15 protein-coding genes are annotated in these 14,644 nt (G+C 67.5%); 4 read left to right on the top strand and 11 right to left on the bottom strand.

Annotated elements, in window-relative coordinates; genetic code table 11:
* The first annotated feature begins 36 nt into the window (after positions 1 to 36).
* The 3 genes from gltX (at position 37) to AC1DVI_RS14515 (ending at position 3,056) form a co-directional block, all read left to right on the top strand.
* Positions 37 to 1,449 carry a glutamate--tRNA ligase gene (gltX, locus tag AC1DVI_RS14525; protein WP_476958544.1) on the top strand — a complete coding sequence of 471 codons (1,413 nt, stop codon included), beginning with the start codon at positions 37 to 39 and terminating at the stop codon, positions 1,447 to 1,449.
* A gap of 94 nt (positions 1,450 to 1,543) precedes the next feature.
* Positions 1,544 to 2,857 (top strand): citrate synthase, encoded by a 1,314-nt coding sequence (gene gltA, locus AC1DVI_RS14520; RefSeq protein WP_059398731.1) that lies wholly within the window; start codon positions 1,544 to 1,546, stop codon positions 2,855 to 2,857.
* The gene (locus AC1DVI_RS14515; protein ID WP_137114360.1) at positions 2,850 to 3,056 is read left to right on the top strand and encodes a hypothetical protein; all 207 of its coding nucleotides are present in this window, start codon (positions 2,850 to 2,852) and stop codon (positions 3,054 to 3,056) included. The genes gltA and AC1DVI_RS14515 overlap by 8 nt, the downstream gene beginning before the upstream one ends.
* A 4-nt stretch (positions 3,057 to 3,060) precedes the next feature.
* Here AC1DVI_RS14515 and AC1DVI_RS14510 read toward each other — a convergent pair whose 3' ends face one another.
* On the bottom strand, positions 3,061 to 3,669 hold the full coding sequence (locus AC1DVI_RS14510) for a glutathione S-transferase family protein (RefSeq protein ID WP_476958543.1): 609 nt from the start codon (positions 3,667 to 3,669) through the stop codon (positions 3,061 to 3,063).
* 56 nt (positions 3,670 to 3,725) lie between these two features.
* On the bottom strand, positions 3,726 to 4,646 hold the full coding sequence (locus tag AC1DVI_RS14505; protein WP_476958542.1) for a LysR substrate-binding domain-containing protein: 921 nt from the start codon (positions 4,644 to 4,646) through the stop codon (positions 3,726 to 3,728).
* Positions 4,647 to 4,768: 122 nt separating this feature from the next.
* On the opposite strand from AC1DVI_RS14505, the gene AC1DVI_RS14500 reads away from it, so the two are divergent.
* A complete protein-coding gene (locus AC1DVI_RS14500) occupies positions 4,769 to 5,296 on the top strand; it encodes a GNAT family N-acetyltransferase (protein ID WP_476958541.1) in 528 nt (175 codons plus the stop codon).
* Positions 5,297 to 5,302: 6 nt separating this feature from the next.
* Here the strand turns inward: AC1DVI_RS14500 and gloA are convergent, their stop codons facing one another.
* The 9 genes from gloA to AC1DVI_RS14455 all read right to left on the bottom strand — a co-directional run bounded on the left by gloA (position 5,303) and on the right by AC1DVI_RS14455 (position 14,638).
* Complete coding sequence (gene gloA / locus AC1DVI_RS14495) at positions 5,303 to 5,698, bottom strand: lactoylglutathione lyase (RefSeq protein ID WP_149166390.1); 396 nt, start codon at positions 5,696 to 5,698, stop codon at positions 5,303 to 5,305.
* A complete protein-coding gene (gene lpxB / locus AC1DVI_RS14490; RefSeq protein WP_476958540.1) occupies positions 5,695 to 6,915 on the bottom strand; it encodes a lipid-A-disaccharide synthase in 1,221 nt (406 codons plus the stop codon). Before lpxB ends, gloA begins: the two co-directional genes overlap by 4 nt.
* Positions 6,912 to 7,754 (bottom strand): LpxI family protein, encoded by an 843-nt coding sequence (locus tag AC1DVI_RS14485; protein ID WP_476958539.1) that lies wholly within the window; start codon positions 7,752 to 7,754, stop codon positions 6,912 to 6,914. The genes lpxB and AC1DVI_RS14485 overlap by 4 nt, the downstream gene beginning before the upstream one ends.
* A gap of 53 nt (positions 7,755 to 7,807) precedes the next feature.
* Positions 7,808 to 8,596: an acyl-ACP--UDP-N-acetylglucosamine O-acyltransferase gene (gene lpxA / locus AC1DVI_RS14480; protein WP_476958538.1), complete on the bottom strand. Its 789-nt coding sequence runs from the start codon at positions 8,594 to 8,596 to the stop codon at positions 7,808 to 7,810.
* Complete coding sequence (gene fabZ / locus AC1DVI_RS14475) at positions 8,593 to 9,063, bottom strand: 3-hydroxyacyl-ACP dehydratase FabZ (protein WP_035673111.1); 471 nt, start codon at positions 9,061 to 9,063, stop codon at positions 8,593 to 8,595. Before fabZ ends, lpxA begins: the two co-directional genes overlap by 4 nt.
* A gap of 217 nt (positions 9,064 to 9,280) precedes the next feature.
* The gene (locus AC1DVI_RS14470; protein WP_149166394.1) at positions 9,281 to 9,859 is read right to left on the bottom strand and encodes an OmpH/Skp family outer membrane protein; all 579 of its coding nucleotides are present in this window, start codon (positions 9,857 to 9,859) and stop codon (positions 9,281 to 9,283) included.
* Between the two features lies 1 nt (position 9,860).
* A complete protein-coding gene (bamA, locus tag AC1DVI_RS14465) occupies positions 9,861 to 12,179 on the bottom strand; it encodes an outer membrane protein assembly factor BamA (RefSeq protein ID WP_476958537.1) in 2,319 nt (772 codons plus the stop codon).
* Positions 12,180 to 12,259: 80 nt separating this feature from the next.
* Positions 12,260 to 13,393: an RIP metalloprotease RseP gene (rseP, locus tag AC1DVI_RS14460; RefSeq protein WP_476958567.1), complete on the bottom strand. Its 1,134-nt coding sequence runs from the start codon at positions 13,391 to 13,393 to the stop codon at positions 12,260 to 12,262.
* 54 nt (positions 13,394 to 13,447) lie between these two features.
* A complete protein-coding gene (locus tag AC1DVI_RS14455) occupies positions 13,448 to 14,638 on the bottom strand; it encodes a 1-deoxy-D-xylulose-5-phosphate reductoisomerase (RefSeq protein WP_476958536.1) in 1,191 nt (396 codons plus the stop codon).
* Between the last annotated feature and the right edge of the window lie 6 nt (positions 14,639 to 14,644).

Raw genomic sequence — 14,644 nt, 5'->3', positions numbered from 1 at the left:
CACTGTAGCAGCGCCGAACCCGGAATTGAGCCACCCATGACCGTCGTCACCCGTTTCGCCCCGTCGCCCACCGGCTTTCTCCACATCGGCGGCGCCCGCACCGCGCTGTTCAACTGGCTGTACGCCCGCCACCACGGCGGCACGTACCTGTTGCGCATCGAGGACACCGACCGCCAGCGCTCGACGGACGCCGCGGTGGACGCCATCCTCGACGGTCTGTCCTGGCTCGGCCTCGACTGGGACGGCGACGCGGTCAGCCAGTTCGCCCGCAAGGACCGCCACGCCGAGGTGGCGCAGCAGATGCTGGCGGCCGGCCGCGCCTATCACTGCTACGCGAGCCCCGAGGAGCTGGAGGAGATGCGCGCCGCCCAGAAGGCCGCCGGCCAGCCGGTGCGCTACGACGGGCGCTGGCGCGACCGCGACCCGTCCGAGGCGCCGGCCGGCGTGAAGCCGGTGATCCGCCTGAAGGCGCCGCAGGAGGGCGAGACGGTCCTGAAGGACCGCGTCCAGGGCGAGGTGACGGTGCAGAACGCCCAGCTCGACGACCTGATCCTGCTGCGCGCCGACGGCACCCCGACCTATCTGCTGGCGGTGGTGGTGGACGACCACGACATGGGCGTGACCCACGTCATCCGCGGCGACGACCATCTGACCAACACCTTCCGCCAGATCCAGATCTACAACGCCATGGGCTGGGACCTTCCGGAGTTCGGCCACATCCCGCTGATCCACGGTCCGGACGGCGCCAAGCTGTCGAAGCGCCACGGCGCGCTCGGCGTCGACGCCTACCGCGACATGGGCTACCTGCCGGAGGCGATCCGCAACTACCTGCTGCGGCTCGGCTGGGGGCACGGCGACGACGAGATCATCGCGACCGAACAGGCCGTGGAGTGGTTCAACCTGGAAGGCATCGGGCGCTCCCCCTCGCGCTTCGACTTCGCCAAGCTGGAGAATCTGAACGCCCACTACATGCGGCAGGCCGACGACGCCCGCCTCGTGGGTCTGGCCGCCCCGCGGCTGGAGGCCGAGCTTGGCCGCGCGCTGACCGAGTCGGAGCGCGACCTGCTGACCCGCGCCATGAACGGGCTGAAGCAGCGCGCCCGCACCGTGGTCGATCTGGCGCAGAGCGCCCGCTTCTACCTCGCCGCCCGTCCGCTGGCGATGGACGAGAAGGCCGCCGCGCTGTTGGACGAGAAGGGCCGCGGCGTCCTGACCGACCTCGCCGCCCGCTTCGAGGCGGAAGCGGACTTCACCGCCGCCACCCTGGAAGGGCTGGTCCGCGCCTTCGCCGAGGAGCGGGGCGAGAAGCTGGGCAAGATCGCCCAGCCGCTGCGCGCGGCGCTCACCGGTTCCACCGTGTCGCCGCCCATCTTCGAGGTGGCGGAACTCCTCGGCCGCGCGGAAACGCTGGCCCGGATGAAGGATGCCGCAACTGCAGCACGGGGATAACTTCCGTGCGTTGATATCCGCCCGGCATAGAACTATGCTGCGCGCATTCGAAAAGGGCGTTAAGCCCCAACCCTAAAGATAAGGACGTGCCGAGATGACCCAAACCGCGGACAAGGCCGATACCTTCACCCTGATCGACAACCGGACTGGCAAGCAGGTCAGCCTGCCCGTGATGAAGGGAAGCACGGGTCCGGACGTGATCGACATCCGCAAGCTCTACGCCGAGACCGGTTGTTTCACCTACGATCCGGGTTTCACTTCGACGGGCAGCTGCGAGTCCAAGATCACCTACATCGACGGTGACGAGGGTATCCTGCTGCACCGCGGTTATGCCATCGACGACCTTGCCGAGCACGCGACCTTCCCGGAGGTCTGCTTCCTCCTTCTCAACAACCACCTGCCGAACGCCGCCGAGAAGGAAGAGTTCGAGGGCATACTGCGCGGCCACTCGATGGTGCACGAGCAGCTGACCCGCTTCTACAGCGGCTTCCGCCGCGACGCCCACCCGATGGCGGTTCTCTGCGGCGTCGTCGGCGCGCTGTCGGCCTTCTACCACGACTCGACGGACATCGAGGACCCGGTGCAGCGCAAGATCGCCGCGCACCGCCTGATCGCCAAGATCCCGGCGATCGCCGCGATGGCCTACAAGTACTCGGTCGGCCAGCCGTTCATGTACCCGCGCAACGACCTGTCCTACGCCGAGAACTTCCTCTACATGACCTTCGGCACGCCGTGCGAGCCGTACAAGGTCAACCCGGTCCTGTCCAAGGCCATGGACAAGATCTTCATCCTGCACGCCGACCACGAGCAGAACGCTTCCACCTCGACCGTCCGTCTGGCCGGTTCGTCGGGCGCCAACCCGTTCGCCTGCATCGCCGCCGGCATCGCCTCGCTGTGGGGTCCGGCCCATGGCGGCGCCAACGAGGCCGTGCTGAAGATGCTGGAGGAGATCGGCTCCGTCGATCGCATCCCGGAGATCGTCCGCCGTGCCAAGGACAAGAACGACAACTTCCGTCTGATGGGCTTCGGCCACCGGGTCTACAAGAACTACGACCCGCGCGCCCAGGTCATGCGCAAGACCTGCCATGAGGTTCTGGCCGAGCTGGGCATCAAGGACGAGCCGCTCCTCGACATCGCGATGGAGCTGGAGAAGATTGCCCTTGAGGACCCGTACTTCGTCGAAAAGAAGCTGTACCCGAACGTCGACTTCTACTCGGGCATCATCCTGAAGGCGATGGGCTTCCCGACCAGCATGTTCACCGTGCTGTTCGCCGTGGCGCGCACCGTCGGCTGGATCTCGCAGTGGAAGGAGATGATCGAGGACCCGGTCCAGAAGATCGGCCGTCCGCGTCAGCTCTACACCGGCGCGACCAAGCGGGACTTCATCCCGCTGGCCGAGCGTGGCTAACCGGCCGACAGCACACATCGGGACGGGTGGCTCCGACGGAGCCGCCCGCAGCCCGGCTGCGTTCATCGTTCCGGCGCGGCGGGTCCGTCAGGGCCAGCCCGTCGCGAACGACAACAAGCCGCCGCTGTCGCGGCGGCTTCGCCGCATCCTCTTCTATGCGGTGATTGTGGCGATGATCGCCGCGGTGGTGCTGATCTGATCGTCTAGCCCTGGGTGATCGGGATGTGCGGCCCTTCCGCCGCCACACGCTCCATCCATGCGCGCACCGCCGGATAGCCGGACAGGTCGAACCCACCCTCCTCCGCCACATGCGTGTAGGCGTAGAGCGCGATGTCGGCGACGCTGAAGCGCTCGCCCACGAAGAAGCGTCGCTCCGCCAGATGCCCTTCCATGACGCCCAGCGCGTCGTAACCGAGCCGGCGCTTGGTCACCAGCCCCAGCTTGCGCTCCTCCGTCATCTCCACGTGGTGCGTGATCCAGAAGCGCACGGTGGCAATGTTCGGTTCGTGGCTGTACTGCTCGAAGAACATCCATTGCAGGACCCGCGCGCGTCCCTCCCGGTCGTCGGGCAGATAGGGCGTGCCTTCCGCCAGATACCAGAGGATCGCGTTGGATTCCGGCAGGTGGCTGCCGTTTTCCAGTTGCAGGGTCGGGATGCGGCCGTTCGGATTGCGGGCCAGGAATTCCGGAGTGCGGGTCTCCTCCCGGTCGATGTCCAGCTCGACCCGTTCATAGGCAAGGCCCAGCTTGTGGAGCAGCAGCCGGCACTTGTAGCCGTTTCCGGAAGACAGGTTGTCGTAAAGGCGCAGCATGGGGGCGTGTCTCCACTCCAAATCCATCCGATGGCGGATATAAACACGAAACGGAGTCAGGTGCCAGCGTGGCCCTGCGGAAGCAGTATGCCGAGCCGCTCCAGCCGCGCCCGATCCGCAGCGGCCTCCGCCAGCAGCCAGTGCCGGAAAGCGCGGAGCACACCACGCCCGCACCCTTCGGCCGGCGCCGTCAGCAGGTAGCGGTCGCCGCAGGGCACCGCGGGCCCGAAGGGGCAGACGAGCCGTCCCGCTTCCAGCGCCTCCAGCACCAGCGACGGGCGCCCCAGCGCGATCCCCTGCCCGGCCATGGCCGCCTGGATCACCATCACCGATTCCGAGAAGCTCAGGCCCCCCGCCCCATCCAGTTCCACCCCGCTGCCAGCGCGCCAAAGGCTCCAGTCCGGAGATGCCTGATAATGCAGCAGCGTCTGGCGGAACAGGTCGGCCGGTCCGGACAGCCGTTCAGCCAGCGCCGGAGCGCAAACCGGAAACAGCGGCTCTTCCGACAAAAGCGCCCCCGCGGGGCCGGGATCGCCGCCGCGCACGTAGCGGATGACCGCCCAACCCGCCTCGGCCTCCGACGCGCGATCGGTGTTGCCCCCCTCGATGTCCAGCCGCAGGCCCGACCGGCCGTCCAGGAAGCGACCCAAGCGTGGCACCAGCCACAAGGCCGCCCAGGTGCGCGGCGCAGCGATGCGCAGCCGTTCCGGCCCTTGCCCGGCGATGCGGTCCCAGCTTTCCTGAACCCGCCCCAGCCCCGCGGTGCAGGCCTGTGCGAGGTCGCGTCCGGCGTCGGTCAGGTGAAGCCCCTGCGGGGTGCGGTCGAACAGACGGACCTTCAGCCGCTTTTCCAGATCGCCCACCTGACGGCTGACCGCGCCGTGAGTCAGGCCAAGCTCGTCGGCGGCGCGCGTCATGCTGCCGTGGCGGGACGCCGCTTCGAAAGCGGCCAGGGCGGTGAAGGGAAGGCGCGGCATCGGCGGCGTCTCTGGAGGTCGATGTGAGGATTCCTCACACCCATGCCCTACGAAGTCAATTGTGGACCGCGGGAGCGGCGGGCAGGCTTGGGCGCAGAAACCGAACCATCCCGGCACCTCACATGACGATGACCTTGTCCATCACCGACATCTCCACTCTCGATGACGGACGCCTGCGCGTTGAACTGGAAGCTCTTCTGGAGGACGCGGTGAACAGCGGCGCTTCAGTGGGGTACCACGCCCCGCTGGCCCCTTACTGGAAGCGGGCCTTCTGGGACGGTGTGGCCGGGCTGCTGTCCGGCGGTGCGCACCATCTGCTGATCGCGCGAGGACCAGCGGGAGAACTGTTGGGAAGCGTCCAGTTGGCACTGTGCACCAAGCCGAACGGTGCGCACCGCGCCGAGGTGCAGAAACTGCTCGTCTTCACCCGCCACCGGCGGAGCGGAGTCGCGCGGCGGCTGATGGCGGCGGTGGAGGACACCGCCCGTGGTCTGGGGCGGTCGCTTCTGGTGCTCGACACGCTGAAGGGCGACCGTGGCGAGCCCTTCTATGAAGCGACGGGCTGGCGGCGGGCCGGGGTGATCCCCGGCTACACGGTGGAAGCGGACGGCGCCCTTCACGACACCGTCCTCTTCTACAAGACGCTGTGAGACCGGTTACTTCGTCTCGATCAGCTCGACCTTGTAGCCGTCCGGGTCCTCGATGAAGGCGATCACGGTGGTGCCGTGCTTCATCGGGCCGGGCGGACGCGGAATTTTGACGCCTTCCTTGGCGAGCTGCTCGCAGGTGCCGTAGATATCGGGAACGCCCAGCGCGATGTGGCCGTAGGCGGTGCCGATGGCGTAAGGCTCGGCCTGGTCCCAGTTGTGGGTCAGTTCCAGGACGGCGGTGTCCTTCTCGTCGCCGTAGCCGACGAAGGCCAGCGTGAAGCGGCCGCCCTCATAGTCGTTGCGGCGCAGCAGCTTCATGCCGAGCAGGCGGGTGTAGAAGTCCAGCGACTTCTCCAGGTCATAGACCCGGAGCATCGTGTGCAGCAGACGGAATTGGCTCATGGTCTCTTCTCCCAAGCGGGTTCTTGCGCTCTCGTCTTATCCGGCCTCGCCTGATCCAGCTGGCCGGCGGCAACCTCCAGCACGACCTGGGCGGCGCGTTCGCTGGGCGGCGTTCCGCCCTGCCCCAACCAGCGCGCCACCTCCGCCACCCCGTCGATCTGCGTCGCGCGGGCCGCGGGATCGTCGAGCAGGCGGCCCAGTTCAGTGGCCAGCCGGTCCGGCCGGCAGTCCTCCTGAAGCAGTTCCGGCACCAGCATGCGGTCGAGCATCAGATTGACCAGATTGACGTATTTGACCCGGATCAGCCGCCGGTACAAGGCCACCGTCACTGGGTTGAGGCGGTAGGCGATTACCGTCGGCAGGCGCGCCAGCGCCAATTCCAGCGCCACCGTCCCGGACGCCGCCAGCGCAGCCTCCGCCGCCGCGAAGGCGTCGTACTTCGGGCCGTCGCCCTCGACGAGAATGCTGCGCATGGGCCAGCCTGCCACCTCCGCCGCAACGCGTTCGCGCACCGTCGCCACGGTCGGCACCACGGCGACCAGCCCCGGATGGTTCGGGAGCAAGCGTTCCAGCGTGGCGCGGAAGTCGGGGAGAAGGCGCGACACCTCGCCTTTCCGGCTGCCCGGCAGAACGGCGACGATGCGCGCATCCGGGGTCAGCCCATGGGCGGCGCGGAAGCGCTGCGCATCGCCATGCCCGGCGCCGCTCTCCACCACCGAATGGCCGACGAAGGTGCAGGGAAGCCCTTCCTTCTCGAAATAGGGCGGCTCGAAGGGCAGGATGGCCAGCAGGTGATCGTAGATCGCCGCGTATTTGGCGGCGCGCTTCGGCTTCCACGCCCAGACGGTGGGCGCCACGTAATGAATCAGCGGGATGTCCGGCGCCTGCGCCTTGACCCGCTTGGACACCCGCACGGTGAAGCCCGGCGAATCGATGCCCACCACCGCGTTGGGGCGCAGCCGCAGGATCTCGGCGACCGTCTGGTCGATGCGGCGCAGCAGGTTCGGCAGATGGGGCAGCAGCTCGAACACGCCGAACAGCGTCAGTTCGCCCATCGGGAACAGGCTGTCCAGCCCCTCCGCGACCATCTTCTCGCCACCAATGCCGGCGAAGCGCACCCGTCCGCCGGTCAACCGCTTGCAGGCGGCCATCAGCCGCGCGCCCAGCGCGTCGCCGGAGGGCTCCCCGGCGATCAGGAAAATCAGCGGATCGCTCACAGCCGATGCTCCGATGAAACGGTGATGCCGACCACGAACAGACCCAGCCGGTCAGCGACCTCGGCCACCGCGCCGCGGTCCACCAGCAGGCTGCCGCCTGCCTCCACCGCGATGCCACGCAGACCGGCGCGGGCAGCGTTCTCCACGGTCGTCACCCCCATGGTGGGCAGGTCGAGGCGGCGGTCCTGCTGCGGCTTCTTCACCTTGACGAGCACGCCGCCCGGCCCGGGCCGCGCCAAGCCGGCGCAGCGGGCCAGCATGGCGTCGGTGCCCTCGATGGCTTCGACGGCGAGCACGATCCCCTGCTGCACCACGGCGCCCTGCCCGACGTCGAGCGTACCGAGCGCGCGGGCGACCTCGACGGCGCGGGCGATGTCGCGCTCCGCCTCGGCGTCCGGCCGCAGCCGTCCCACCGGCCCCGCCGGAGTCAGAAGCTCGCCGAGGAGATCGTGCAAACCAACGACGCGGAACCCCTCCCCTTCGAGTTCCCGCGCGACGGAGCGCAGCAGCCCGTCGTCTCCGAGCGCGCGGGTGCCGACCTTGGCGAGGAACTTGGTGGTGTACCAGTCGGGAAGAAGCTCGGTGAAGGACGGCCGGCGCACCGGCCCGGCAAAGACCAGCTCCGCGACCTTTTCCCTCTTCAGCCGGTCGATGATGCTGCCGGCCGCACCGAAGCGGCTCCACAGATGGGGAAGGCCCTCGACGGTGGCGGGATCGGTGTGGCCGTTGAAGGCGACGACGAAGACCTCGCGCCCCTGGCCGCGCACCGCGGCGGCGATGCGGGCCGGCAAGGTGCCGCCGCCCGCCAGGATGCCGAGCTTGGGAAGAGGCTGCGACATGGCCGGGACTCTCCCAGACTACGGAACAGAAGAAACCGGAGCGCGACCGCTCCTCAGCCCTCGCGCGGCTGGCAGAGCGACCGCGAGGCCCGTGCGAAGGTCAGCACGTCGGCGACCAGCGTCTGCTGCCCCATGTCTCGCCCGACCTCCTCCATGCGCTCGGCGAAGGTTCCTTCGTTGCCGAACAGCAGGCGGTAGGCGGCGCGCAGGGCGTGGATCTCGTCCTTCTGGAAACCGCGGCGCTCCAGCCCGACGAGGTTCAGACCGGCCAGACGCGCCCGGTCGCCCATGACGAGGCCATAGGGGATCACGTCCTTCTCCACACCGGACATGCCGCCGATCATGGCGTGCGACCCGATGCGGACGAACTGGCGGACCGCCGACAGCCCGCCGATGGTCACGAAATCGCCGAGTTCCACATGGCCGGCCAGCGTGGCGTTGTTCGCCAGAACCGCGTTGTTGCCGACGACGCAGTCGTGGGCAACATGGACGCCGACCATGAACAGCCCGTTGTCGCCGATCCGCGTGACCATGCCGCCACCCTCGGTGCCGGGGCTCATGGTGACATGCTCGCGGATCTGGTTGTTGCGCCCGATGATCAGTTCGGACGGCTCGCCCTTGAACTTCAGGTCCTGCGGGCGGTGGCCGATGGACGCGAAGGGATAGATGACCGAGTCCTCGCCGATGCGCGTGCGTCCCTCGACCACCACGTGGGAGGTCAGGCGCACGCGGTCGCCAAGTTGGACATCCGGACCGACCACGCAAAAGGGACCGATGGAAACGCCTTCGCCCAGCCTGGCGGCCGGATCGACGACCGCCGTCGGGTGAATGGAAACGCTCATTTCTCGTCCAGGATCATGGCGGAATAGACGGCTTCAGCGACCAGGACACCGTTGACCTTGGCCTCGCCCTTGAACTTCCACACGTTGGCGCGCTGGCGCTGCTTGGTCACGTGGATGTGGATGGTGTCGCCGGGTGTGACCGGACGGCGGAAACGCGCCTCGTCCACGGTCATGAAATAGACCAGCTTGCCCTCGGACTCCTTGCCCAACGTGGCGACCACCAGCACGGCGGAGGTCTGCGCCATCGCCTCGATGATCATCACGCCCGGCATCACCGGTCGCGACGGGAAGTGCCCCTGAAAGAACGGCTCGTTGATGGTGACGTTCTTCACGCCGGTGGCGCTCTCGCCCAGAGTGATGTCGATCACCCGGTCGATCATCAGAATCGGATAGCGATGCGGGATCATTTCCATGATCCGCATGATGTCGAGGTCGGCTATCTTCTTGTTGTCCGCCGTCACATCCATGGTCCGGCCGCCCGCCTTTCAAAATCCACGAAAACGCCCCGCGCCACGCCTGCGGCGGCCCGGGACGAAGCCCCTTGTGCCCCATTTCCAGGGATTTGGCAATCCCGACGCCGCCAGGGTTCCAGCCTCGCTTGCGTCCGGCGCATACGAGAAGCCGCCACGCCTCCCTGAGGAAGCGTGGCGGCTCGGCCGCTGATTCCTTGCCGCCGTTCGTGCCCTACTGCTTGGGAACGGTCAGCGCGACCTGGGGCAGCTTCTTGTTCACGCGCTCCAGCACCACGTCGGTGACGTCGAGCTGGGTGTCGACCAGGACGAACTGCTGACGGGCGAGGACCAGGTTGGCCCCGCGCTCGCGCGCGACGTCGGCGACAATCTCCACCATGCTCTTGTGGACAACGGCCATCGCCTCGTTCAGCGCGTTTTCCAGGGCGCGCTTGCGGCTCTGCACCGTCTTCTGGACCTCACCGACCTGCTTCTCGAAGTCGCGGCGCTTGTTGGCCAGCGCGTCCGGAGCCAGCACGGTCTGCTGCTTGCGCAATTCCTCCTCGGACTTGCGCAGCTTGTCCTCGAGCGAGGCGATTTCCTTCTGATAGGTCTCGCGCAGCGATTCGAAGGACTTCGAGACGCCCTTGGAGGCGTTCGACTCCTGCATGATCTTCTGAACGTCGACCACGGCGATGACCGGCGCCTTGAGGTTGTCGGTCGGCTTGTCCTGGGCGAAGGACGGCGTCGCCATCGCGACGCCCGCCATCACCGCACCGGCGGCGACCAGCGCCCTGAGCTTGCTGAACTGCATGTTAGAACCTGGTTCCAAAGCTGAAGCGGAAGATCTCTTTCTTGTCGTAATCTTCCTTGAGAATCGGGACCGCAAAGTCAAGGCGGATCGGCCCGAAGGGCGAGCGCCAGGACAAGCCGGTGCCGACCGACAGGCGGACCGATTCGTCGTCGGGGACGAGCGGATCGTTGATGTCGACCTTGCCCAGCGTGCCGACGTCGGTGAAGGCGTGCCCCTTCAGCCCGAACTCCTCGGGCAGGCCGACCGGGAAGCTCATCTCGACCGACCCGCGGTAGTAGCGGGTGCCGCCCAGGGCGTCGCCGGTGCGCAGGTCGCGCGGGCCGATGCCGGCGGTGTTGAAACCACGCAGCGTGTCACCGCCGATGAAGAAGCGATCGGACAGGGCAATGCCGTCGTCACCGATGCCGACGATGTAGCCGACCTCGCCGGTGGCGCTGACGACCCAGCTCTCGTCGAACAATGGCAGGTAATAGCCAGCGCCGAGACGGTTGCGCAGGAAGCGCGCGTCGCCACCCAGGCCCGCGAGATCGTTCGTCAACCGGATATAATAGCCTTCGGTCGGGTTCAGGCGGCTGTTGCGGCGGTCGTAGGTCAACTCCTGCCCGATCAGCGAGGTTAGGCGTGCGCCCTTCTGGTCCTGGATGTACTGCGACGCGCTGCTCGGGACGCTGGTGATATCGGTGTTCTGGAGCTGGTAATAGACGCGCTGGCGCAGGTTCTCCGTCAGCGGGTAGCCCATGCGCAGGGCCATGCCGGTGCTCTTCTCGTCGAAGGAGCTTTCGTCCTGATAGTCGCGGGTGATGCGGAACAGGTCGAAACCGGCGGACAGGTCGCGGTCGAGGAAGTACGGCTCGGTGAAGGAGACGTCGTATTCCTGGCGGCTGCCCGACACGGTGGCGCCGAAGCGCAGATCCTGGCCACGGCCCAGCAGGTTGCGCTCGCGGATCGAGAAGTCGGCCAGCGGACCGTCGGAGGTCGAGTAACCGGCGCCGATGGAAATTTCACCGGTGGACTGCTCGGTCACCTCGACGTTCATCACCGTGCGGTCGGGCGCCGAGCCTTCCGCGGTGGTGATGTTGACGCGCTCGAAATAGCCGAGATCCTTGATGCGCTGCTCGGAGCGGCGCAGCTTGGTCGTGCTGAACGGGTCGCCTTCGGACAGCAGCATCTCGCGCCGGACCACCTTGTCCAGCGTGCGGACGTTGCCGGTCACGTCAATGCGCTCCACGAAGACGCGCGGTCCCTCGACGATGTCGTAGACGATGTCGATGGTCTGGTTCTCGCGGTTGCGCGAAATCCGCGGCCGGACGTCCACGAAGGCGTATTGCAGATCGCCGACCGCGTTGGACAGCTTGGTGATGGTGTTCTCCACCTCCTGCGCGTTGTACCAGTCGCCCTCGCGCGTGGTCAGCACGCTGCGCAGCTGCTCCGGGTCCAACGCCTTCAGAGAGGTGCTGATGTCCATCTTGCCGAACTTGTAGCGCTCGCCCTCGTCCACCGTGAAGGTGATGACGAAGTCCTCGCGGTCCGGCGTCAGCTCCGCCACGGCGGAGACGACGCGGAAGTCGGCGTAGCCTTCCTTGAGGTAGTAGCGGCGCAGCAGGTCGCGGTCGTAGTTCAGGCGGTCGGGATCGTAGTTGTCGTCCGACGTCATGAAGCGCCACCAGGCGCTTTCCCGCGTCTGGATCGCCTCGCGCAGCGTCCCGTCGGAGAACTTCTCGTTGCCGATGAAGGCGATGCTGCGCACGCCGGTGCGCACACCCTCGTTGATCTCGAACACCAGATCGACGCGGTTCTGGTCGAGCTGGATGATCTTCGGCTCGACGGTCGCGGCGAAGCGGCCCTGGCGGCGGTAGATGTCCAGGATGCGCTGCACGTCGCTCTGCACGCGGGTGCGGGTGTAGACGACGCGGGGACGGAGCTGGATTTCCTTCTCCAGGTTCTCCTTCTCGATGCGCCGGTTCCCCTCGAAGGCGATGCGGTTGATGATCGGGTTTTCCGCCACCTGCACCACCAGCGCATCGCCGTCGCGCTTCAGCACGACGTCGGCGAACAGGCCCGTGTTGAACAGGGCCTTCAGCGACTGGTCGATGCGATCAGGATCGAAGGGATCGCCGGGCGCCACCGCGAGGTAGGAGCGGACCGTCGTCGGCTCGATGCGCTGAACGCCCTCCACCCGGATGTCCCGGATGGTGCCGCCCGAGAACATCTGGGCGACCAGCGTCCCGTCGCCGAACGCGGCGGATTTCGCCGCGCCCGGTTTGGGCGCGCCCGCCTGGGCCCAGGCTGCGTGGGAAAGGGCAAGAGAAACCGTCGTCATGGCGCACCCGGCCATCAGGCCGAACGCCAGAACCCTGCTCGACACCCGCAAAGCTCGCTCCCTGGCTTTGGGGGCATCCCTCAGGATATCAGCCCCCTAAAGAAATCCACCACGCGAAGCTGAACGAGATCGTTCCACGTGGCGAAAACCATGAGCGTTAATACCAAAGCAAGACCGATGCGGAAACCGTATTCTTGCGCTTTAGGTCCGAGAGGACGCCCACGGAGTCCTTCCAGGGCGTAAAACATCAGATGGCCGCCGTCAAGCAGCGGAACCGGAAACAAATTGATCATGCCGAGGTTCACCGACAGGAACGTCATGAACCAGATCAGCGGGTACCAGCCGGATTGGGCGACCTCGCCGGACATCTGGGCGATGCGCAACGGCCCACCCAACTCCTCGGTGCCGCGCGAGCCCTCGATCATCTGGCCGAGCGCCACGAAGGTGCCCGACACCATCCCGACGACCTCCCGGCCCGCCTGCCATGCGGCGGTCAGCGGGTCGTGACGCTTCGTCTCCGCTCCGCCGCGCATGATGCCGAGCTGGCCGATGCGGTGGGTGTTGCCGAGTCGGTCGGTAACCTCGCGCACATCCGGAGTCGCCGTCAGATTGACCGGGCGCCCGTCGCGCTGCACCACCATCTCCAACGGCGCCCCCGGCTGCATCGAGACGATCTGCCGGATTTCCTCGAATCGCTGGATGCCGCTGCCGTTGATCGAGACGATCAGGTCGCCCGGCTGCAGCCCGGCGCGCTCCGCGGCGCTGCCCGGCTGCACGCCGCCGACGTCCGGCGGGGTGAAGGACTGGCCGGCGGTGGCGAAGAGGATGGTCAGGGCGACGATGGCGAACAGGAAATTCGCGATGGGTCCCGCCGCCACGATGGCCGCCCGCTGGCCGAGCCGCTTGTGGTGGAAGGACACCGCCTGCTCTTCGGCGCTCATGCTCTGCGTGTGGGCGCCGGGCGTGCTTGCCGGGTCGGCGTCGCCGAACATCTTCACATAGCCGCCGAGCGGGATGGCGCTGAACTTCCAGCGCGTTCCGGCCCGGTCGGTCCAGCCGAACAGCTCAGGGCCGAAGCCGATGGAGAAGACCTCGATCCGCACGCCGTTGCGGCGCGCGACGAGGTAGTGACCGAGTTCGTGCACAAACACGAGCACGGTGAGGACCAGCAGAAAAGACAGAAGCGTGGTCCCGAAGCCGCCCATGACGTCCATCACATCCTTTGCATCCCGGAACGGCTCCTTCGCGGTCCGCGTCCGGAAAAAGACTCAGCGTGCCAGCGCCGCGACCCGGTCCGCCGCCACGCGGCGCGCCTCGGCGTCGGTGTCGCGCACCGCGCCCAGGTCGCGGAGCGGTCGGTGCGGCAGCGTGCCCAACACCCCCTCGACGATCCGTTCGATGTCGAGAAAGCCGATCCGGCGGTCGAGAAACGCCTGCACGGCCACCTCGTTGGCGGCACTGAGAATAGTAGGAGCGCCCCCACCGCTTTGCAAGGCGGCCCGGGCGAGCCTCAGGGCTGGGAATCGCTCGGGGTCCGGCGCCTCGAAGGTCAGGGTGGCGGCCTTGACCAGGTCCAGCCGTTCGGCGGGCGTCGGGATGCGCGCCGGCCAGCCAAGCGCGTAGGCGATCGGCGTGCGCATGTCCGGCGTGCCGAGCTGCGCCAGGACGGAACCGTCCACATACTCGACCAGCGAATGCACGACCGACTGCGGGTGGACCAGCACGTCGATCTTCTCTTCGGGAACGCCGAAAAGGAAATGCGCTTCGATGATCTCCAGCCCCTTGTTCATCATGGTGGCGCTGTCGACGGAGATCTTGGCGCCCATCTCCCAGGTCGGATGGGCGACCGCCTGCTCGCGCGTCGCCGCGGCCATGAAGGCGCGGTCCCTGGTCCGGAAGGGGCCGCCGGAGGCCGTCAGGATCAGGCGCTGGACGCTGTCCAGACGGTCGAAATCGAAGACCTGATAGATCGCCGAATGCTCGCTGTCGACCGGCAGCAGGTTGGCGCCGTGGCGGCGCACCTCCTCCATCATCAGGGCGCCGGCGCAGACCAGAACCTCCTTGTTGGCGAAGGCGACGCAGGCGCCGCGGCGCACCGCGGCCAGCGTGGGCTCAAGCCCGGCGGCGCCGACGATGGCGGCCATCACCCAGTCGGCGGGACGCTCCGCGGCCTCGGCGACGGCCTGCGGCCCGGCGGCGGCCTCCACGCCGGTTCTGGCCAGCGCCTCCTTGAGGTCGGCGTAGGCCGCAGGGTCGGCGACCACGGCCAGCTTCGGGCGGAGCTGCCGCGCCTGCTCGGCGAGAAGGGCGACGTTGCGGTTGGCGGTCAGCGCCTCCACCGGGAAGCGCTCCGGATCGCGGGCGACGAGGTCCACCGTCTGAGTGCCGACCGACCCGGTCGAACCGAAGATCGTCACACGGCGCGGCGCGTCCCCCGCCCCTTCTGACTTCACAACCATAACCCC

The organism is Azospirillum sp. P4_B5, assembly GCF_056402275.1.
Note: the sequence above shows the minus strand (reverse complement) of the source record. Positions and strands in the feature narration are given on the sequence as shown.